The sequence below is a fragment of the Bifidobacterium mongoliense DSM 21395 genome (assembly GCF_000741285.1).
GTDB lineage: Bacteria > Actinomycetota > Actinomycetes > Actinomycetales > Bifidobacteriaceae > Bifidobacterium > Bifidobacterium mongoliense.
Genome location: NZ_JGZE01000002.1, coordinates 196,840 through 218,862, shown reverse-complemented (window position 1 = coordinate 218,862; position 22,023 = coordinate 196,840). Strand labels below are relative to the sequence as shown.

General features: G+C 60.0%; 15 protein-coding genes and 1 pseudogene. 10 read left to right on the top strand and 6 right to left on the bottom strand.

Going from position 1 to position 22,023, the window contains the following annotated elements; all coding sequences use genetic code 11:
- The first annotated feature begins 34 nt into the window (after positions 1-34).
- From BMON_RS02185 to BMON_RS02140, 10 genes and pseudogenes are all read left to right on the top strand, one after another.
- Complete coding sequence (locus BMON_RS02185; RefSeq protein ID WP_051917776.1) at positions 35-2,077, top strand: beta-N-acetylhexosaminidase; 2,043 nt, start codon at positions 35-37, stop codon at positions 2,075-2,077.
- The gene (locus BMON_RS02180) at positions 2,074-3,126 is read left to right on the top strand and encodes an ROK family protein (protein WP_237745290.1); all 1,053 of its coding nucleotides are present in this window, start codon (positions 2,074-2,076) and stop codon (positions 3,124-3,126) included. Before BMON_RS02185 ends, BMON_RS02180 begins: the two co-directional genes overlap by 4 nt.
- Before the next feature lie 21 nt (positions 3,127-3,147).
- Positions 3,148-3,936 carry a glucosamine-6-phosphate deaminase gene (gene nagB / locus BMON_RS02175; protein WP_033512298.1) on the top strand — a complete coding sequence of 263 codons (789 nt, stop codon included), beginning with the start codon at positions 3,148-3,150 and terminating at the stop codon, positions 3,934-3,936.
- A gap of 58 nt (positions 3,937-3,994) precedes the next feature.
- Positions 3,995-5,302, top strand: a complete 1,308-nt coding sequence (gene nagA, locus BMON_RS02170; RefSeq protein WP_033512299.1) for an N-acetylglucosamine-6-phosphate deacetylase — start codon at positions 3,995-3,997, stop codon at positions 5,300-5,302.
- Between the two features lie 162 nt (positions 5,303-5,464).
- Positions 5,465-6,370, top strand: a pseudogene (locus tag BMON_RS02165) (carbon-nitrogen hydrolase family protein).
- Positions 6,371-6,599: 229 nt separating this feature from the next.
- Positions 6,600-6,989, top strand: coding sequence for a hypothetical protein (locus tag BMON_RS10100; protein ID WP_161786312.1), 390 nt, complete (start codon positions 6,600-6,602; stop codon positions 6,987-6,989).
- Positions 6,990-7,005: 16 nt separating this feature from the next.
- On the top strand, positions 7,006-8,523 hold the full coding sequence (locus BMON_RS02160) for a phosphatase PAP2 family protein (RefSeq protein ID WP_161786313.1): 1,518 nt from the start codon (positions 7,006-7,008) through the stop codon (positions 8,521-8,523).
- A 389-nt stretch (positions 8,524-8,912) separates the two neighbouring features.
- A complete protein-coding gene (locus BMON_RS09420) occupies positions 8,913-11,465 on the top strand; it encodes a SpaH/EbpB family LPXTG-anchored major pilin (protein WP_081882783.1) in 2,553 nt (850 codons plus the stop codon).
- A gap of 127 nt (positions 11,466-11,592) precedes the next feature.
- Positions 11,593-13,116, top strand: a complete 1,524-nt coding sequence (locus BMON_RS02145; protein WP_202805434.1) for a SpaH/EbpB family LPXTG-anchored major pilin — start codon at positions 11,593-11,595, stop codon at positions 13,114-13,116.
- A gap of 64 nt (positions 13,117-13,180) precedes the next feature.
- Positions 13,181-14,299 (top strand): class C sortase, encoded by a 1,119-nt coding sequence (locus BMON_RS02140; protein ID WP_202805433.1) that lies wholly within the window; start codon positions 13,181-13,183, stop codon positions 14,297-14,299.
- 137 nt (positions 14,300-14,436) lie between these two features.
- Here BMON_RS02140 and BMON_RS02135 read toward each other — a convergent pair whose 3' ends face one another.
- The 6 genes from BMON_RS02135 to BMON_RS02110 all read right to left on the bottom strand — a co-directional run bounded on the left by BMON_RS02135 (position 14,437) and on the right by BMON_RS02110 (position 22,013).
- On the bottom strand, positions 14,437-15,570 hold the full coding sequence (locus tag BMON_RS02135; protein ID WP_081882782.1) for a LacI family DNA-binding transcriptional regulator: 1,134 nt from the start codon (positions 15,568-15,570) through the stop codon (positions 14,437-14,439).
- 117 nt (positions 15,571-15,687) lie between these two features.
- Positions 15,688-17,100 (bottom strand): GH1 family beta-glucosidase, encoded by a 1,413-nt coding sequence (locus BMON_RS02130; RefSeq protein WP_033512302.1) that lies wholly within the window; start codon positions 17,098-17,100, stop codon positions 15,688-15,690.
- Between the two features lie 198 nt (positions 17,101-17,298).
- Positions 17,299-18,240, bottom strand: coding sequence for a carbohydrate ABC transporter permease (locus BMON_RS02125; RefSeq protein WP_033512303.1), 942 nt, complete (start codon positions 18,238-18,240; stop codon positions 17,299-17,301).
- Positions 18,241-18,244: 4 nt separating this feature from the next.
- Positions 18,245-19,369 carry a carbohydrate ABC transporter permease gene (locus BMON_RS02120; RefSeq protein WP_051917772.1) on the bottom strand — a complete coding sequence of 375 codons (1,125 nt, stop codon included), beginning with the start codon at positions 19,367-19,369 and terminating at the stop codon, positions 18,245-18,247.
- A 148-nt stretch (positions 19,370-19,517) separates the two neighbouring features.
- Entirely contained in the window at positions 19,518-20,825 is a 1,308-nt protein-coding gene (locus tag BMON_RS02115) for an ABC transporter substrate-binding protein (RefSeq protein WP_033512304.1), read from the bottom strand.
- Between the two features lie 177 nt (positions 20,826-21,002).
- Positions 21,003-22,013, bottom strand: coding sequence for a LacI family DNA-binding transcriptional regulator (locus BMON_RS02110; RefSeq protein ID WP_033512402.1), 1,011 nt, complete (start codon positions 22,011-22,013; stop codon positions 21,003-21,005).
- Between the last annotated feature and the right edge of the window lie 10 nt (positions 22,014-22,023).

Here is a 22,023-nt window from a genome sequence, read left to right as displayed (position 1 = left end):
AGTGCTGTGAACCAATGAGATGCGAAGGAATCGAATGATGACAGAGACCAACAGTGCCATGCAGTCGGTCGCAGCGCCCGTGCTGCTTCCCCAGCCGAGCTCGTTGCACCTGATGGACGGTATCGTCGCCTTGCCCATCGCCGGCATCATCTCTCAGTGCTCGGAGTCGTGTTTCCTGGCCGAACAACTGGCCGATTCCCTGTCGGATGCGACCGGTCTGCGCTGGAACATCACGCGCGGCGAGCATCGCGATGTCGACGTACTGCTCACCATCAATCCGGAACTCGAGGCGCATGGCTATACGCTCACCGTCTCGCATGATGTCGTTCCCATCGTGGTCGAGGGCCGTGATGCGGCAGCCCTGCGCGATGGCGTGCAGACCTTGCGGCAATTGATCGCCCAATACGGCATCGCGATGCCTTGCCTGGAGATTGCGGACCGTCCGGCGTATGCGGTGCGCAGCTACAGCCTTGACGTGACGCGCGGGCGCGTGCCCACAATGGCCTGGCTGAAAACGTGGATCGATAAGCTCTGCCTATACAAATACAACCAGCTTCAGCTCTATATCGAGCACACCGGCAAGGTCCGCGGATTGAGTGAAAGCTGGCGGGGAACCAGCCCGTTGACATCACGCGATCTCGTTGAGCTGGACGAATACTGCCGGGAACGCGGCATTGAGCTCGTCCCCTCGATCTCCACGTTCGGCCACCACTATATGACGCTGCGGACGCGCAGCTTCCGCGATCTTGGGGAATTCCCCGAACAGTCGAACCGGGCGTACAGCTTCATCGAACGCCAGGAACACCACACGATGAACATCAACCATCCCGGTTCCCTCAAGCTGTCCCAGCGTCTCATCGACGCGTATATCGGCGCGGTCTCTTCGAAATTCTTCAATATCGGCGGCGACGAGACCTTCGACCTGGGCAAGGGCCGGTCGCGCGACCACAACGGCGGGCGGGACGTGCCGCATATGTATGCGAGCTATGTTGAACGCCTATGCCAGTACGTTGAGAGCCGCGGGCACCAGGCCATGCTCTGGGGCGACATCGCCGTCGAGATGCCCGAGATCCTCGATCTGCTGCCGAAGAACATCGTCATCCTGAACTGGCTGTACGCGCCCGACATCACCGAGGAGAAGGTCGCGCTGGTCGCCAGATCCGGTGCCCGGCAATACGTCTGCGCGGCCGTGCATTCGTGGAACAGCGTGCTGCCGCATATCGACGACGGCTGGAACAACATCAGTCGCCTGGCCCGCTACGGCATGGAATACCGGGCGGAAGGATTCATGGTGACCGATTGGGGCGATTACGGTCATATCAACGATTCGCGCATGAGCATCCCCGCCATGATCTATGGGGCCCAGGAGGCTTGGAACCCCGGCAGCTGCGATCTCGAGACCCTGGACGGCAGGATCGCGAGGCTCGAATACGGAGATGTCACCGGCTCATGCGTCGCCGACATGAAGTCGGCATGCCAGGGCGAGTCGTTCTCGTGGGAGAACATCGTGCATTATCTTGAGCTCGACGATGGCACGGGGTCGGTGAACACCGACGTGTACCAGCAGATTCGGGAGAGCGGTGTCGCGCTGCACGTCGATCCGACGAAGGGTCTGACAGCGGTGCGACGTGACTACCTGCGCACGCTCGCCGCTGCCATCGAAACCGCCGGCGAGAACGATACCCGCCTGACCCAGGCCAAGAACTCGCTTGTGCGTCATCTGTCGACGCATACGTGCGGTGAGGCTCACGAGCTGCAGCCCTGGCTCATCGCCATCCAGGGCCAGCGCCTGTTCAACCGATGCGGCAAGATGCTGCTGCATCCCGGTGCCCAGGCCGAGCGCTATGCCGTGGCCGAAGCGCTGGAAATATGGTTCGAGCAGTACGCCGAAGCCTGGCGGACCATCAGCAGGGAGTCGGAACTGAGAAGAATCGCGACCGATATATGGCGCGTTGCGGACCTGCTGCGTGCCGGAGCGGAAACGAAGAGCGACGACACGCAAACAGATGCCGCCCCACAGCCCGAGATTCACGGAGCTGAGCTTCCCTCAGTCGCACGGACCGAGGCCCAGGCATGATGCGGAATGGCGAGCGTCTCACCACCCTCGAACGAGAGGCGGCCGATATGGCCACACAGCGCACGGGGCAAACCGGCCTGCAACCGGACGGCTCCCGCGCTCAATCCGTGTATATCGGCATCGATATCGGCGGTACGAAGATCGAGGGCGTCATCATCGACGGTGTAGGTACGGTCCTGGAATCCCGGCGAGACGACAGCGATCACGGCGATACGGCCGTGGCCGAACAGATCGTCGCCCTGATCGCTCAGCTATCCGCCGTGGCCACGAGATGCGGATGGGCGCTCGCCGGCATCGGTGTCGGCATTCCCGGGACCATCGACGCGCAGACCGGCGAAGTCAGCAATGCCGTGAATCTGGGTATCGCCGGATTCAACCTGCGCGATCGAATCGCGGAGGAGATCCCCGATACGCCGATCCGCATCGAGAACGATGTGAATGCGGCCGCCTTCGGTGCCTGGACCGTACTTGGCCGGGAATGTGCCGATGATCAGGGGCCCATGGTGCTGCTCAATTTCGGCACCGGTCTGGCCTGTGGCATCGTCAGCGGCGGCCACGTGTATCACGGCTCCACCGGCATCGCCGGAGAGATCGGCCATATCCCTGTCGAACCACATCGCTATCCGTGCAAATGCGGGCAACAGGGCTGCTTGGAGACCGTGGCCTCCGGGTCGGCCGTGGCGCGGATCTGGCCGACGGACGCCGGATATCCTCTGCCGGAGCTGATGCGTGCGGCCGCCCACGGCGACCACCATGCCCACGAGTGCCTCGCGACGGTTATCCACGGCATGAGCACGGCGATCATGATCATCGCCATGAGCGTCGATCCGGGGACGATCGTACTGGGCGGCGGACTGGCGAAAACCGGACAGCCGTTGCTTGATGCCATCACCACGGATCTGCGCGATAGGGCTCGTTCGAGTTCGTTCGTGGCGAGTCTGGAACTTCCCCAACGACTGATGCTCGCCCCCATGAGCCAGCCGATTGGGGCAATCGGAGCGGCTGCCGTTGCCATCGCACGGCAGCACGCCGATTCATCCGCACAATAGACACAACAGAAAGGATTGATTATGACGGAAGTCATCATCGTCAAGAATCAGGACGAAGCCGGGAAGATCTACGCGCAGCGCGTTGCCCGGCTGATCGAACAGAAGCCGGACTGCGTGCTCGGCCTCGCCACGGGTTCAAGCCCGCTGGCCGCATACCATCAGCTCGCGGCGCTCGTGAAGGCTGAATCCATCGACGTTTCGCAGGTGCGAGGGTTCGCGCTCGATGAATACGCCGGTCTCGACCCCCAGCATCCCCAGTCCTATAAGAGCACGATCAACCGCACGGTCGTCGAGCCCTTGGGTCTGGACCCCGACAAGATTCATGTGCCGAATGGCGATCTGTCGACCATCAAGGATGCCGGCACGATGTATGACGAGGCCATCGAAGCGGCCGGCGGCATCGATATCCAGATCCTGGGGATTGGTACAGATGGTCACATCGGCTTCAATGAGCCTGGTTCCTCGCTGGCTTCGGGCACGCGAATCAAGACCCTGACCGAGCAGACGCGCATCGATAACGCCCGATTCTTCGATGACGACATCAATCAGGTGCCGACCCACTGCATCACGCAGGGCATTGGCACCATCCTCAAGGCGCGCCATTTGGTGCTGCTCGCCTTCGGATCCGGCAAGGCCGAAGCGATCGCGGAGACGGTCGAGGGCGGTATTTCGTCGTTCTGCCCGGCTTCGGCGCTGCAGCTGCACCGGCGTGCCACGGTCATCGTCGATGAGGCGGCGGCATCGCGTCTGCGCAACAAGGATTATTACCAGTATTCCTATGAACACAAGCCGGCGTGGCAGGGCATCTGATCCAAGCCGGTAGGTAAGGGGAACACCGATGCGGGCAATGAGAGAGGCTGGGATATCCATGGATGGCAAGGTAACGAAGGAAGAACGCAGCGCGGCGGTTCGCGAGGCCGTGATGAGTGCGCCGAAGACCTTCGCGATTCGCAACGCCACGAAAATCGATGCGCGCGGGGTCGAACGCCACTTCTGGTTGGTTTCGGCCCATGGAGCGATCGTCGCCACGGGTGCGGGAGACGATGATTTCGACCGTGCCTGTACGAAGGTCTCTCTGAAACCCGCGGCATCGCAAGGTTCGGCCGACGTGTCATCCGCCGTCTCCCCAACGGCCGACGCCCCAGTAATCGACGCACACGGCGCCATCCTCACGCCCGGCTACATCGACATACACTCGCATGGCGCTTGGGAGCAGTCGTTCGATGACGGATTCGAGGGCATCGCGATCGCCCGTGCCGGCCATGCCATGCATGGCACGACGCGTCAGGTGCTGAGTTTGATCACCAATCCGCTTGACGTGATGTGCGCCAATCTGCGCACCGTCGCAAAGGTCTGCGCCGAACGGCAGGACTGCATCGGCGCCCATCTCGAAGGCCCGTTCCTTGCACTGTCTCGTAAGGGCGCGCATGACCCTGCGTGCCTGCGCGATCCCGAACCGCAGTATGTGGATCGGTTGCTCGAGGCCAGTGATGGGTGCATTCGCCAGATCACCATCGCGCCCGAGCTGCCGCATGGTCTTGAGGCGATTCGGCGGTTCAGCCAAGCGGGTGTGCTGCCGGCCATCGGCCATTGCGATGCGGATTACGACACGACCAAGCGCGGCATTGATGCTGGGGCAAGAATCCTCACCCATGTGTTCAACGCGATGAATGGCATCCACCACCGCGAGCCCGGTCCCATCCCGGCGGTTCTGGAGGATTCGCGCGTGCAGGTCGAGCTGATTAACGACGGGTTCCACGTGCAGAATCCCGTGGCCAAGCTCGCGTTCGCGTTGTTCGCCGATCGCATCGCCCTCATAACCGATTCGATGGCCGCGACGGGGTGCCCGGACGGCGCCTATACGTTGGGCAAGCTCGCGGTCACCGTCAAGCAGGGGCATGCCCGCCTAGTGTCGAATGGTGCGATCGCCGGTTCCACGCTGACGTTGGAGGAGTCGGTGCGCCGCGGAGTGGAGGAGCTGGGCCTTTCCGCCGTATCTGTAGTCGCCGGAGCCACCTTGGGGCCGGCCCATGCTTTGGGAATCGACCGGCCGAACACCATTACGAACCATCCTCTTGGTTTGCTCTCAGAGGGCTATGCCGCGGACTGTCTGCTCCATGCCGGTGCCTCCTGGAAGGTGCAATCGGTGTGGTGCGAAGGTCGGTGCATCGCATAGTGATGAGCATCCTGCCTATGCGGAGGTGGGCGTTGCGCTGAATACGGGTGCTGATCGGCGGCAACGCTGATGGAACATCAGTGATATGCGCCTGAAACCTTGGTGATATGAATCGGCTTTAGTGTCGGGGCGTCTGCATATCCAAGTCATAGGAGGAACCATATGAAGGATGTCATCAAGATCTCCACGGTAGCGTTCAATGCCACATGGGGCGACAAACAGGTCAATCTCAACCGTATGTTGGGATACGTGGAGGCGGCTGCGGCCGAAGGTGCGAATCTCATCGTGTTCCCCGAGATGGGGCTGACCGGGTACGACGACGAAGAGGAAAGGCCATAGTCGGAGAAAATGCAGGCAAAGCTTGCGGAGACGGTTCCTGGGCCTAGTTCACAGGCGATGGCCCAGAAAGCCAAGGAGCTTGGTGTCTATATAGCTTTCGGATTGCCTGAACGCGACAAGGACGATGCCTCCGTGATATACAATGCGGCGTGCGTTTGTGGTCCGGAGGGGGTCATCGGCTCATACCACAAGATTCGCCTGCCGTTCCCCGAACCGCATTGGGCAACACGAGGGGACGAGCCGTTCATCTTTGAGACGCCGTGGGGCCTTGTCGGTTTAGGCATCTGCTATGACACCTACTGCTTCCAAGAGCTGATGCGCTACTATGCGACTAAAGGCTGCCGCCTCTACGTGAATTGCACGGCACTCGCCAAATGCCATGGTGTCGCGCTCGGTTCCACGACGCTGGAGGCGGGCAGCATCGTCAATCGGATCTATATTGTTTCCGCCAATCTTGCGGGCAGGGATCTCTACAACGATTTCTGGGGTGGGTCGAGCATTATCAGTCCCAGCACCAAATTCTGCGAGGCCGAATACTTCGCGGGGTATCCGTTCACGGACCCGAGGGCGGCGAAGAACTGTATGTACACGGCGACCGTGGACCTGACGCTGGCCACCAGGGAGAAGTTCGAGCCGAATGTGTTAATCGGCAGGGCAACGGACTTCCGCCCGGCGGTGTATCGCAAACTCTATGAGGATCTGCTCCAGGATCCCAAATTCCAGGAGTAGCAATCCGGCGGTTCTTCGAGGAAGCCGGCGGGAGCATGGGACGTTCGTGATTGGTCGGGAGTATTGATTCCGCCATGCTCACGATACCGGTTGTCGCGATGATGCGTACGTCGGCGGTCTCATGCTTCGCTTGCATCGATGTTTATCCCTTGTTCATGTCAGTGCCACTTCTCATCCACCTTGCAACCTTAGGGTTGAATCGGTAATGGCCATGATGTGGAGGATGAGGATGAGAACGGGTGTGCGACGTATTGCGGCGGCCGTGGCTGCCGTCGTTGTGTGTGCAACTGGGTTTTGGGGCGTGTCCCCGGCCATGGCTGCCGATCAATCTGCGGTATATCCATCGGATGCGAATAAACCGGCGGTCGAATCGTTGCTCGGTGAATTCAAACAATACTGGTCGGCCAAAGATAACCCCTCCAACGATCCGTCGGACGTGTTCCGAGGATCGGTGACTGATAAGGGGGTTGCGATTCTTGGACGCAACAATGATTTGGTGGTCTCCATCAACAACAAGGCGGCGGCCGACAACGCCGCCGGCATATTGGTTGACGGCACATACACGCAGGTACAGCGCGCTCATCGATGCCGACCAGAACAACCGAGAAACGTTCGTTGACGCCTTTGGGCCGATTATGGGGGAATGGTTCTGGGATGGGCTGGTCATCGATCCCTCAACGAAAACCCGTGCGTTGCAACAGACGTTCACCCTGCTTAACGACATGGTCAAGTACATCCCCGTGACCGATGCGAAACGGGCGTATAACTATCCCCGTCCTTCGCTCAACACCGAGTATGGTGATGCGTTTGATCGCAGCGTGCATGGAAGTAATGATCTGAAAGGTCTCGCGCCGGCGTTAGGCATCAAGCGCGCCTCCGATTGGACCGATCCGTACCGCGGTTTTGAACATGGTGCCGGATATGCCGAGCTGATTCCGGATAATTCCCAGTCCTTCCCGTCCGGGCACACCATGGCGTTCTATGCCTCCGGGCTTACCCTTGCGGCGATGGTCCCTGAGCTGTCGACGCAGATTGCGGCGCGCGCCGCCGAGGGCGGGAATGACCGCATCGTCCTTGGGGTACATTATCCATTGGATATCATCGGCGGACGGATTGTGGGTACCGCCTCTGCCGCGGGGCGTCTGGGGGATGATCAGTTCTATCAGGCACGTTTTCTTCCTGCGCAGCAGGAGCTGCGAACGTATCTGACCAAGCGTGGGCGTGCGGCGGGATACGGTGACACTTTTGCGCAGATCGTCGCCCGGACCAAAGCGGCAACGACGGATGGGTACAAGAGCGGTTTCACCGATGAGGTGTCGATTGATCCGGTTACGGATGTTCCATCTGCGGTCACGGCGTTCACTCGGCGGATGACCTATGGTTTTGCTGCCGTGGGGCGGACAGGGCAACAGCCACGCGTACCGGCGGGAGCCGAGGCGCTCTTGCGAACGGTGTTCCCCACGCTCGATGGAAAGCAGCGTACGGCGGTGCTTGCCCGTACGGAGATCGACTCGGGATATCCTCTTGATTCCACGTCGGATGGATGGCAGCGTCTCAATCTTGCCGCCGCGTTCAGTTCGAAAGTCACCGTGAGTGATTCCGGTGCGGTCATCAAGGTGGAGCCGGGGCGGCGCGCCGAAGTGGTGGTTCAGCATGACCCCACCATCGCCTCGGTAAGGGTAACGGCCCAACCCACGGTGGGGGTGTACCATGCGGGACAGGAATTCGATCCTGCAGGTCTCGTGGTGACTGCGCGAATGTCCGACGGCACTGAACGCAGGTTGAGCGCCGATGAGTATGTCCTTATGGGCTTTAATGCTAATGCTACCAACGGTCCGCAGACCATCACCGTCGCGGTGCGAGATGAGCGTACCATGACGGCGTCCTTCACCGTTACGATTACCGGCCGCGCCGTTCCCGACAAGCCGACTACGCCGGCGGCGGCGCCGTCACATGCTGAGACTTCGCAGATCGGAAAGAGTAGCGCGAAGGGGCCAAACAACAGCACACTTGCGGGAAATGCGGGCAATCAGCCAAACGGGATGTTGGCACACACTGGGTCGGCCGCGCTTCCAGTCGGTATGCTCGCGGTATGCCTGTCAGCGGGAGGGATCTGCATCGTGCTGCTGAAGAAGCGCAATCACGTGGCATAGGACAGGCCCGGCCCTGGCGATTTGCCACCGCTTCGGTTCGCCGGCAATTCCGGCGCCGTAATCGGTATGCGGATAACGGGTGAATCCCGTGTATGTGACATATCCCACGTAAACCTTTACGTTGGGTTTCCACTGGTCGGTGACAGGTACACTCTGACCATGGACATGATCGATGCCTGTGACTGTGCGAGTGCCGAAGACCCTCAATGGGGCGGATCGGTGGCATCGGTTGCATGATGGGCAATATGCACCGAAGGACGTTGTGGCTGCGTTCGGGCAAATGGTTCAGGGGGATCATTGAAAGGAAGAGGAGATATGCACTGCAGTACGGGAATTTCGCGATTGTTGCAGTCGCTGCTGAAAGTAGGCTGGAGAGAAGGCGGTAGACGATGACATTATATTCGCATACGGGGCGCCATCGCTCCATACTAGTCAAATTCGTGTTTGCCATCATTGCGGCTATTGCCATGTTGATCACAGGCGGAGTCGTTGCTGCGACCCACGCGCCAGCTGCGCAGGCTGCGGATGGCAGCATGTTCAACTGCCAGCCCGGGTACATCTACTCGATGCAGAGTAACGGAAACGTCAATCAGATTGACCCGAGCGGCAACGTGACCACTGCGTATAATGCCAGCGGACAGACTTCGGGCAGCTCGTATAATGGCATCGGCATTGGGGCGAATGGCTCAACTGCCTATTGGTACGAGAGGGGCGGTTATCAGGTCTCTCAGGTTAATAAGGTTGTGAGGTACCAAGCTGGAACGAACCCAACGGCGATAACCGGATCCGGTAACACGAATATGGGCTCTGCTTCATTGGTGGCCGGGGCGGTCGATCCAGTGACGGGCAACTTCCTGATCGGAAAAATCAAGAATCAGGCCGTGTACTTGTGGGCGTGGACGGGCAATGGCTATAGTGCCTTGGGTTCAGTCAAAAACTTGTCGCTTCCCGATGGTGGTTTGAACGGGGACATGGCATTCGATGGTGCGGGGAATTTGTATGTTGTCAGCAGCACCAATCCTGATCGGAAGGGCTCAGTCTCCGTCAACATTACACTGGTGAAGCAATCGGATATTGCAGCGGCCGTAGCGGCGAATGATCAGAATCGTGCAATAATCGGTTCAAATGTCTTCGGCAAGCACATCAAGGCTGGTTCTGGCTTTAATGGTATAGCGTTCGACAGCAACGGCTATCTCTATGTCGGCAATGACACGACACTGCTGAAATACGATCCCAATACTTGGGGTACCCCTGTTGAGATATCGAACAAGATGAGCAGTAGCACGGAGAGCAGTAGCACGGATCTTTCTTCGTGCTCCACTCCGCCGACGCTCACCGTTGCCAAGAACCTGCCGAATGGCAGGGCAGTACCGGGAGATCAGTTCCAGCTTGGCATCAAAGACTCCGCGGGTACCGATGTGGCAACTCCAGCCACAACGACTGGGCAGGCATCCGGCGTACAACCGATTACTGCAGGTCCCATACCAGTGATTGCAGGACACCAGTATACGGTCACTGAGGCTCCGGGCAGCGCCTCCACGGACATGGCCAATTATGTGTCCAGCTTGGCATGCGTAGATGTGGCCAATGGCAATGCGACTATCGGAGTCAATGCCGGGAAGCTATCGATTCCCACCGGCCAGGCTAAGGCACCCAACGTGGTGTGTACTTTCACCAACACGCCAAAACCCTCATCGGCGACGGTGAACGTCCACAAGCTGATCAAGTATTACGATCAGGCGACTCCGCAGCCCATATCCGGTTGGACGGTCGGGGCGTTGGGCACGGCCACCAGCGGCACGTTGACGCAGAATCCCGTGAGCACCACCCAGCAGACCAATGCGAGCGGTGTGGCGTCGTGGGGTCTCAACTTCAACAACGCGAACGGCGTGGCCAACGTCAAGGTCAATGAGCAGCAGCAGGCGAACTATAAGTTCGACGCGGGCAATGCGCTCAACCAGTGCAAGGTCACCGGAAGCGGTGCTTCCGACACGTCGATATCCATTACCTCCCAGGATGGTGTCAGCGTGCCATCGGTCAAGCCGGGGCAGACCGTTGACTGCACCTTCGTGAACGTGTATACCGGCGTGCCGACGAAGGAGGTTGCTGATCCTACGGATGGTGTGGTGATTGGTTCGACGGTGCCGTGGACGATCAAGGCCCCGGTGCAGCCGGACAAGCCTGGTGACATCACGAAGTTCGTGGTGTCCGACAAGCTGGATTCGCGTCTGTCATATAAGGATCTGTCGGTCGCGGGCTTCACCAAGGACACTGATTACACGGTTGACCCGGCCTCTGCTGCTAACGGGAACACGGTGACGGTGACGTTCACTGCCGTCGGCGTGGCCAAGCTCAAGGCGGGCGACGTGGTGACGTTGACGCTGAACACCAAGGTGAACTCCTTGGGTGACGGGGTCATCCCGAATCAGGCGACGGTGTTCACCAACGACAACGGCGGCAAGACCACGAGCAAGCCAGGCGAACCCGGTACGAACCCCACGACGAACTGGGGGCCGCTCAAGGTCCTCAAGCACGCCGAGGGCGACGTGGCGAAGACGTTGGCCGGTGCGGAGTTCACGGTGTATTCCGATGCGGCCGCCACCACGTCGGTGGGCACGTTTACGACGGGTGCGGACGGCACGGGTTCGATCGTGCTGTTCGTGGGCAATGATTCGGATACCTCGCAGGTGTATTACCTCAAGGAGACGAAGGCCCCGACAGGGTACGTGCTCGATGACACGGTGCATACCGTGACCGTGAACGCGGGTGCCGTCGCCAGTGCCGTGGCCGTGGACATCGCCAACAAACAGCGGACCCCGCCCACCTTGCCGCTGACCGGTGGGATGAGTACGGATGCATTCGTGCTCGGCGGTGTGACGTTGATGATGCTGTCGGCAGGTCTCGCGGTAGCGTTGCGGCGAAGGATGCACACCAGGGTATAACCCACTCGAACTTGCGAGGCCTGAATTGCGGCCCCGCCCGGAATAATTAACAATAGAGATTTTGGTCATTCGGCCAGATGCATGTGGTGCCCGTCATATGGCAGGGCACCTACAGAAAGGGAAAACAATGAGTATGGGAAAGAAAGGTTCGCTGACGCGTCGCCTCGCGTCGATTGTCGGTGCCTTGGCCGTTGGGGCCATGGGCTTGGCTGGGGCTACGTTGAGTGCCAATGCAGACGATGCCATCACCGGTGTGGGCAATATCAACCCCGACACCAAGACTTCGCTGACCATCAATAAGTTCGATGGCAAGCAGGGCGATGCCGGCGATGGAACGAAGCAGGATACCACCGGCTTCGGCAATGCGCTTGCAGGCGTGACGTTCAAGATTCAGCAGGTCGTTTCGAAGGATGGGAAGTCGATCAATCTCGACACCCCTGAGGGCTGGGATCTCATTGACGGCGTGCAGGCGTCGGATGTCACTTCGGCACCGTATGCCTTGCAGGATGTCGCGTCCTTGACCGACTCGTCAGTGACTACCGATGCCAACGGCACGGTGACCGCTGATTTGCCTCACGGTCTGTACTATGTGACTGAAACCGGTCACGGCAACAACAACATTGTTTCCGAGACCGCACCGTTCCTCGTGACGTTGCCGTTGCCGCAGACCAAGGGCAACTGGCTCTATGACGTGAACGTGTATCCGAAGAACCAGGTGCTTTCCGCTCCTGTCAAGACGATCAACAAGACCGAGGACCAGACCGGTGTGAAGGTCGGGGACACCGTCGAGTACACGATCAAGCAGACCGTTCCGCGTTTGAACGAGGGCGAGACCTACAACCAAGCGGTAATCTACGATATTCTCAAGGCTGACGAGCTGGCGTATAACGACACCACCTCGGTGAGCTTGAACGGCACGCCGCTCGTGAAGGATACGGATTACACCGTTGCGGCCGATGGCTCAAGCTGGACGTTGACCTCGGCTCGCCTGGCTACGCTCAAGGCTGACGATGTCATCACTGTCGTATTCACGGCGAAGGTCCTGAAGGTCACCGAGTCCGGAGCGATCGAAAACGGTCCGGGTTCAGGCAAGCCCGGTGAGCCCGGCTATGGCTCGACGTTCAACGGGACGACGACTCCCGGAACCACGACGCCGTACACGTACTGGGGTCAGCTTCAGGTCATCAAGCAAGATGAGAGCAAGAAACCGCTGAAGGATGCGCAGTTCGCAGTTACTGCCACCGCGGCTGACGGCTCCTGCCCCGCCGATATTGCCGGTACCCATATCGCGGACGGTACTTCCGATGTCAACGGCACCGTGCAGTGGAACGCGAACCCGACCAGTCCTCTTGGCCTGTTCGTCGCGAACAGCTCCGACGGTCCGCTCCAGAACCCCTCGAAGGATTACTGCCTGTATGAGACCAAGGCTCCGGCTGGCTTTATCGTCGGTACTTTCGATCATAAGGTAACGATCAAGCCCGGGACTACGACCGGTGTGAACACGGTCACGGTCACCAACGTGCAGCAGAATCATCCGAACCTGCCGTTGACCGGCGCTGCCGGAACCATCGTGATGACCCTCGGTGGTCTTGCGCTGGTCGTCGCCGGTGGAGCTGCCTATACGATTGCTCGCAAGCGTTCTGCTCGCTGAGCTGTTGAGTAGGTAGGCGTAAGCTGAGCCATACGGCTTGTGCGGCGGTTCACTCGAGTATCGGATGAACCGTAATACGCCGAGGAGGGGGAAAGGTGGATGCACCTTTCCCCCTCCTCGTATTTATGCTTATGCTGAAGTCAATGATCGAGTGGTGGACCAACGATGGCGGAGGACAATGCGCAATCGAAATACAGAGATGTCGGACAATCCGAGGCACCGATCCGTTATGCCCGCATCGGTGGCACAGGCTGGTGATGCCATGGAATCCGGGGATGCGGCCGTCATTGCGGCCAAGACCGGGAAGGCGCATGCTCGGTGGAGGTTGCGCCTCTATGCCCTCATCCCGGCCGTGTTGGTACTGGCGGGTTTGGCTGTGCTCATGTATCCCCAAACGGCCGAGTGGTTCTCCCAGTACGACCAATCGAGATTGATCGACACCAATACCCAACAGATCGACTCGGGGAACGTGTCTCCATCCATTACCGAACAGCTCAAGGAGGCTCATGCCTACAACGATGCGTTGTCGGCCGGGGCGGTGCTTGAGGCGAATCATCGTCTTCCCACGGGGGCCGGCAAGAGCCGGGATCCCCAGGAATCGTTGGATTACAATAAAATTCTGGTTGGTCCGGCAGACATCATGGCTCGACTGCGCATCCCATCCATCGATGTGGACCTGCCCGTGTATCACGGCACGTCCGACGCCACGCTGCTCAAAGGCGTCGGTCATCTGGAAGGCACTTCGTTGCCGGTGGGAGGAAAAGGGACGCATGCCGTGTTGACCGGTCATCGTGGGCTCGCCACGGCAACCATGTTCACCAATCTTGACAAGGTAAAGAAAGGCAATACATTTACCGTAGAGGTTATGGGCCAGGTGCTCACGTATGAAGTCTTTGATATCAGGGTTGTGGATCCTCACGACACGACATCTCTGAAGGCCGAACCCACACGAGACCTGGTGACACTCGTGACCTGCACCCCTTTGGGCATCAACTCCCAGCGTATTCTCGTGACCGGGAAGCGCATCAACCCGACGCCGAAGAAGGACATCGAAGCCGCCCACAAACCATCGGAGCTGCCGGGCTTCCCATGGTGGATCATTGTGCTTTCCGGCGGATTGATCGGCGCTGTGGGATTTGTTTGGCGTTCGGGGTATCCCGCGAAAACCGGCAAAGACCGGTAACGGCTCGCGCTTCCGTGGCCCGTTCCTATGGCATGGGGCGTGCTGTGGCGTTGCTGCCCGGGACGGGTGTTGCCTCGTCCACCGTGGCATCACCAGGGTCATCGCTGAACCGGGGGAATCGTCACAGCGGCCTTGTGTCATTCAATGGGCGGGGCTGCAATGGTGGCAACGGATTCGCCCGTCCGCAAGAAACCCGGGACCATCAGCGTTGTGGGAGTGACGGCGATGGCGGTGCCGTAGCTGCCATCCGGATGCTGGGTGGGTAGTTCCAAGGTCTTGGGGAAGGGCTTGGAACGAATGAGACAGGATACCGCCGTGCCCGCAACCGTGACGAGGTCGGCGCGTGGTTGAGTCCATGTACGTAATGTAACGGGGGCGTATTTTGTCATCGTCCAGCCCCCGAACCCTGCGAGCGATATATCCTTAGGAACCCTCATACCAGCGTTCCACACGACCTTGAGTAGTGTCAATGCCAGGAAGTCGCTCAGAACGAACACGGCAGTAGGTCGTTCATAACCGTTTGACAGGCCGTCCTCCCGCAACAGCGGATGGAGAGCCTTCTTGAGTTCCTCTTGGGATGACTCAAGGTAATCGCCGAAATCAATGGTGATGGTGCTCAGCATGGACGGATCGAACCGCATCCCGTGCCGCCTCAACGCTTCACGGAACCCTTCGATTCTGTGCTCGTAATTCACCCGTTTCCCGTCCGCACTGTCACTTATCAATGTGATGCGTTGGTGCCCCGCGTCGAACAGTGATTCTGTCACTCCCAGCGCTCCGTCGAAATCGTCACTGACGACCGCAGGGCGTCCCTCGGGTGCGTCATCGGAGAGCACGAACAGCAACGGCGTGGTGAGGGATGAGAATTTCCAGCTGTCGGTGAGGCAAGGGCCGAACACCACGAATAGTAACGGTGCATAAGTGGCCTCTATTTGCTTCAAATCCTCGACGAGATCGTCGTGAACCGAAAGCACATGCGTTCGGACGCTCACTCCCAACATCGATTCGAAAACCTCATGGGGTGGCAATTGAAGTAACGGTTCGCCATTGCCCGGGCCGGAATACATGACGATGTATACGCAGTCCGTACGACGAGATCTCATGGATTGCGCCGTTGCATCGGGCACGTAGCCAAGAGCTCTGGCGCGTTTGATGATTTGCTCTCTGCGTGCCGTTCCGATTCCGGGCTTGCCGTTCAGAGCTCGGGAGACGGTTGCGGTACTCACATGACACATCTCGGCAATGTCGTGAATTGTAATGTGAGGTTTCAACGATCCTCCCGCTATGGTTGTCTTCCCCGGCCAGTACAAATCATGTTAACATCAGCATCGCGATTAGGCGTGTATTCGGATATGGCGACGTTGCCCCGAAGAGATCCAGCACAGCGGTCATACCGTATTCGTGGAGATGATCTGCTTGAACCGGAGCGCCGAATCCTTCCAGATGCGCCGCTGTGAGGCGTAATCGACCCGTATGATGCCGAAGCGCTTGGAGTAGCCGAGCGCCCATTCGAAGTTGTCGAGCAGGGACCAGGCGAAGTAGCCGGTGACGTGGATACCGTTCGCCATGGCGGCGGCCATGGCCTTGATGTGGGCATCGAGATATGTCACACGCTTCGGGTCGTGGACGATCTGGCCTCCTGGTTGGTTGGGGTCCCGGCTGACTTCGTCGTCCCACGCCGAACCGTTCTCTGAGACCATGAGCGCAACATCGGGGAATCGCCTCCCCATCTCGGTGAGCAGTGTGGTGAGCCCTTCGGGTTCCTGATTCCATCCCATGGCAGTCAGCTCGCCTTCAGGTGGCAGGACATCGACGATCTCCTGTGCCGGCATGGGGTTGCGTTCCGCGGATGTGGCCACGTCCGTCGTGGGCTGCATGCCGTAGTTGGACTTGGCCCGCACGTGCGTGGTGGAATAGAAGTTCAGTCCCAACGTATCGATCGGTTGGCGGATGGTTGCCAGGTCCCCGTCCTTGATGCATGACCAGTCACTTACCGCGGCCGTGGCTTCGAAGATCTCGGGATCGTATCGTCCTTCGAGCATCGGTCCGAGAAACACCTCGTTGGCGATGAGATCGGCGCGATGCTTCGCCGCTTGGTCCTCGGGGTGGTCCGACGCCGCGATGTTGACCGACAGGTTGAGTACGACGGACGTGTGCGCCGACTCGCCAAGGTTCGACCGGATGGCCTGGACACCCAGTCCGTGGGCGAGATTCAGGTGATGCACCGCATCCAGGGCCTTTGCGTAGTCGCGCACGCCCGGGGCATGCACCCCGCTGCCGTAGCCCAGGTAGGCGGAACACCACGGCTCGTTGAGGGTGGTCCAGATGCCTACGCGATCGCCCAAGGCGCTCGCCACGGCGCCCACATAGTCACCGAAACGCAGCGCGGTCTCCCGGTTCGCCCAGCCTCCCCGATCCTCGAGGTACTGAGGCAGGTCCCAGTGGTACAGCGTAACGACGGGGGTGATGTCCGCTTCGCGCAACGCGTCCAGAACGCGCACGTAGTGGTCGATGCCGCGCTGGTTCACGGCACCGTCGGGGTGGGGGATGATACGGGGCCATGCGATGGACAGACGGTAGGCCTTGACGCCGAGATCTCCCATGATGGCGATGTCCTCGGCGAAGCGGTGGTAGTGGTCGTCGGCGAACTCACCGGAGGACCCATCGATGATGGTGCCGGGCTTGGCGCAGAACGTGTCCCAGATCGACGGTGTGCGACCGTCCTCGTTGATGGCGCCTTCCACCTGGTAGGAGGCGGTGGCCGTGCCCCACAGGAAGTCCTTGGGGAATGTGGTGCTCATGATTGTTCGCTTTCCATGCGATCGAAACGGTGCCGTGGGAGGGTCCAGGCATGGTTCGGGCCGCATTGCTTGTAAAGGTGCCAATGGATGTGGTGGTGCATACGGTGTTGTAGGCGGTGTGGTAGGTATTCGGTGGTGTGGTCGCCTGCCGACGCAACGGGGCTATGCCTTGTGCGGCCGGCAGGCGCTGGAGTGGCTTCAGCCCTTGACGGCTCCGGCCATGATGCCGGACACCAATTGCCGGCCGGCGAAGAAGAAGAGCAGGATCAGCGGGAAGGTGGTGAGGATGACCCCGGCCATCACCATCGTGTAATCCGTGAAGTATGCTCCCTTGAGGGCCGCGGCCGCGACGGTGAGCATGCTGTTCTTGTTCGAACCCAGGATGAGCATGGGCCAGAAGTAGTTGGTCCATTGTCCGATGAACGTGAACAGGAACAGCATGGACGCCGCGGGGCGGGCCGCCGGCAGGGCGACCGACCAGAACGTGCGGATCATCGAGCAGCCGTCCACCCGGGCGGCCTCGATGAGTTCGTATGGGAGGGCGTCGCCGATGTACTGCGTCATCCAGAACACGCCGAAGGCGCTGACGAGCCCGGGGATGATCACCGCCCACAGGCTGCCGTAGAGGCCCGCCTTGTTGGCCATGATGTACAGGGGGACGACGCTGAGCTGTTGCGGGATGGTCATGGTGGCGATCACGAAAGTGAGCAGGAAGTTGCGTCCGCGGAAGCGCAATTTGGCGAACGAGTAGCCGGCCAATGTGCTGAACAGCACCGTCGAGATAGATACCAACGTCGAGACGAAGAATGTGCCGGTCAACGCCTGCACGAAATCGATGGCGTTGAAGGCCCGTCCGATATTGCTCAGCAGCGCGGTACCGGGGATGAGGGCACGGACGCCGTACTGGTTGCTCGGACTGTTCTGCGAGGCTATGGACACTGCGTAATACAGCGGGAAGACGAACACGATGATGGCCAGGATCAGTACGGTGTAGCTCGGTTTGCCCGGCCGGCGTCCCTGCGACGTGACGTCCAGGCGCATCGCCCGTCGCTTCGCCGCGGCGGACGCGACCTTCGTGCCGTAGATCTGCTCCAGTGCGGGGACGCTGGGTTCGTGATGTGTGTCATGCATACCGGTCATGATGTCAAGCCTCCTGCTCGTGAGTTGCGGACATCCGGGCGTTGTAACCCGATCGTTGGGCGCGTGCGCGCTCCTCGGCATCCCGCTGTGCGATGCGGCGGAGCGTCTGCTTGTCGTTGCGTCTGCGCCCGCCGCTGGCCAGACGTTGGGTGATGATGTAATTCAGCACGGCGATCAGCACGATGATGAGGAAGAGCACCCAGGCGACGGCCGCCGCACGGCCCATGTTAGGTTGGCCTGGGGTGACGCTGACGAACCCGAGCTTGTACAGGTACAGGCTCACGGTGAGGTACTGGTTGTTGACGCCGCCGCCCGCGCTCGCCGAATTGTGGAAGAGCTGGGGTTCGTCGAAGATCTGCAGGCCTCCGATGGTGGAGGTGATGATGACGAAGATGAGGGTAGGCCTGAGCATCGGCAAGGTGACCGAACTGAACGTGCGCCATTTTCCGGCGCCGTCGACCACGGCGGCCTCGATGACGTCCTGCGGGACCGCCTGCATGGCGGCCAGGAGAATAAGCGTGTTGTATCCGGTCCAGCGGAAGTTCACGATGGTGGCGATGGCGATGTGCGACCAGATCGCGCTGCCGTGCCACATGATCGGGTTAAGCCCGATTTGCTGGAGCAGGACGTTGATGGCGCCCATCTTATCGGAGAAGATCTGGGAGAAGATGATGCCTGCGGCGGATGGCGCCACGACATACGGCAGCAGGACGCCCATGCGCCAGAACGTCTTGGCCTTGAGATTGGCGTTCAGTATCCAGGCGAGCAGCAGCGCGAGAATGATCTGCGGAATCGAGCTAAGCAGGAAAATGGATACGGAATTGCGCAAGGCTACATAGAACGCCTGCTGGTGGAATACCCACAGGAAATTGCCCATCCATGATGACTGCGTGGTGTCACATGTCGATCCGCAGACAGCCAGGCCGCCGTCGCCGGTCAGGGTGTTGTACTGCCGTGTGGCCACGTACATCGTGTACAGCAGGGGGAAAAGCCCGACGATGATGAACAGCAGGAAGAACGGTGCCACGTAGAGGTATGGCGAAGCCTTCCACTCGAGCCGTCCCAATACCGTATGCCATCGGTTGGGCCGTGGGGCCGTGTCCGGTGTTGTCTCATGATCGTGTGACATAGATACTCCTCTGTGCGCATCGTGACAATGGCGGCGCAACGTCGCGCCGCAACGAATCGATAAGAATCTGATGATTGAAGGACCCGGAGGGCGGTTCACTCGGCGGTACGTTCCTGGTGCCGAGTGAACCGCCCTGGTGGGTTATGCCTTAGGACAGCGCCTTGACGTCGGCGACGAACTGCTTCCAGGACTGCTCGGGGCTCTGCTCCTTGGTCACGTCGACTCGTCCGAGGGCGTCACCCAGCTTGGAATCGATGTCGTAGTACTGAGCGCCAGTGAACGGGACGGCCTTGACGGCTTCAGCACGGTCGGCGAAGATCTTGCCGGTGGGTGCGTTGTTGAGGAAGGGTTCGGTCTTGTCGGCGACCGCCGGATCTTTCATGGCCGTGGGGGAGCTCGGGTAGTTGGAGGCGGCCTTGAAGGTCGCGATCTGCTGCTTGGGTGCGGTCAGCCATGCGACGAGCTTCGCGGCTTCTCCGGAGACCTTGGATGTCTTCGGCACGACGAGCCATGAACCACCCTGGTTGGAACCGCCGCCGGGGGTGACGTCAGCGACGTCCCAGCCCTTGAAGGAGGCGCCGGAGTTGCCCTTGATGTTGTTGATCAGCCATGCCGGGCACATGATGGTGGCGAAGCCCTTGTCCGACTTGAAGTCGGCGTTCCAGTCATCCGACCACTGGTTGAGGTGCGCGGACATGGCGCTGGTGGCGGTCAGCTCGTCGTACTTGCTCTTGATCTGCTGGTCGGTGGCGATAATGCTGCCGTCCTTCTTGACGTAAGCTTCTTCGATCTGGGTCTTCATCGTGCCCCAGATACCGCCCATGGCGTCGTACCAGGGCAGCCCGGTCTTCTCGGCGTACTGCTTGCCGACCTTGAAGTAGGTGTCCCACGAGGCGGAGTCCCCGCCGAGCATCTTCGCGACTTCTGCACGATCGGTGGGCAGACCCGCCTTGGCGAACAGGTCGGAGCGATAGCACATGGCGGTCGGTCCGATGTCGTTGCCGGCGCCGATGACCTTCCCGTCTGCAGTGGTGGCGCCCTTGGTCTTCCAGCTGAGCCAGTCATTGCTCTTCAGGGAGTCCTTGAGATCCATGAACTTGTCGGGCATGGCGAGGATGGAAGGCATCCAGGCGATGTCAGCGGCGTAGATGTCATAGGCGTTCGAGCCTGACGAGATGGCGGTATTGAACGCCGAGCGGGCGTCGTCCGAACCCGAGGCCACGGTCTCCTCGACTTTGACGTTCGGGTGGAGCTTCTCGTACTGGGCCCACAGATCGGCGCCCGGTCGGGTGTCGGAGGGCTTGCCGTATCCGAAGTTGTTGAAGGTCTGGATCTTGATCACGGTTTTTCCACCGGCGCTGCCGCCGGAGTTGTTGCTGGAGCCGCAGGCCCCAAGGCTGGCGAGGGTGGCTATCGCGGCTACCGAGGCAATGATCCTCATGCTTCTCGTGTTCATCGTGTTCCTTTCCCGGCGCACAACTATGTGCGGTTTCTCCTTCGGCGGATACTTCTTCGCATCACGCCGAACGTTTTGGAAACGTTTCCAAAAACGACTCTAGTCTATCACACTTTGAGGCAGATGACGATGCCCGAAGGGTGGATTCGTGCCTTGAGTGATGACGGATGGCCGATATCACACGCTGTCGCGCTCGACCAGATGCACGGGGAATATCTTCCTCCGGTAAGGCCATTGACCTTGCTCGAGCCGGGCACACAACATTTCGGTGGCCGCCTCCGCAAGCTGGTTCAACGGTTGAGCGATGGTGGTCAGCGGAGGGGAGACCAGGCCGGCGACCTGGAAATTGTCGAAGCCGACGACGGATATGTCGCGGGGGACATGCCTGTCGTGCTGGTGAAGGAGATGGAGCACGCCCGCCGCGATCTGATCGGAATGTGCGAAGAAACCATCGACCTCGGGGTGCTCGGTGAGCACTTCGTGCGCGGCTTCGATGCCGTGCCGCATGGTGTAGGGTCCCGGGATGGTCGCAATCGGGGAGAGGCCTGCATCGTGCAGTGCCCGGACGCAGCCGGTGGTGCGATCGTTCCTTTCGTTCGGGGAATGCATGTCGGTTGGTCCCTCGATGATCGCGATGTGGCGGCGTCCTCGTGCTGTCAGCACCTGTCCGGCCATCCGGCCGCCTTGCAGCTGATCGGGGTCGACGTAGGGATAATCCATGTCGAGCGGCGGTTTGCCCACGAACACGGTGGGTCTGCCGAACTGCTCGATGACCGTGGCGAACTGTTCGGAATAATGGAAACTCACCACAACCATGCCATCGGCGCGGGAATTGTGCAGCAACCTCGCGAACCCTTCAGCGTCGTTGGGGGCGATGAGGACGAGGAACGGGAAGAGGTTCGCTTTGGTGAACGAGTTCATGAGCTGGCTGGTGATGCTGGAGATGAATGCATCCTGGAACATGAAATCGGGGGTCTCGGTGATCATGATCGCTACGACGTTCGAGCGACCAGTTATGAGTTGTTGTGCGGCGGTGTTCGGCACGAAATGCAGCGCAGTCGCTGCCTGCTGTACCTTGGTTCGCGTCTTGGCGGAGGCGGAGCCGCCGCCCAGCGCACGAGATGCCGTCGATATGGAGACCCCAGCATGTCGTGCGACATCACGTATGGTGACGGATCCTCGTACCATATCGCACCAG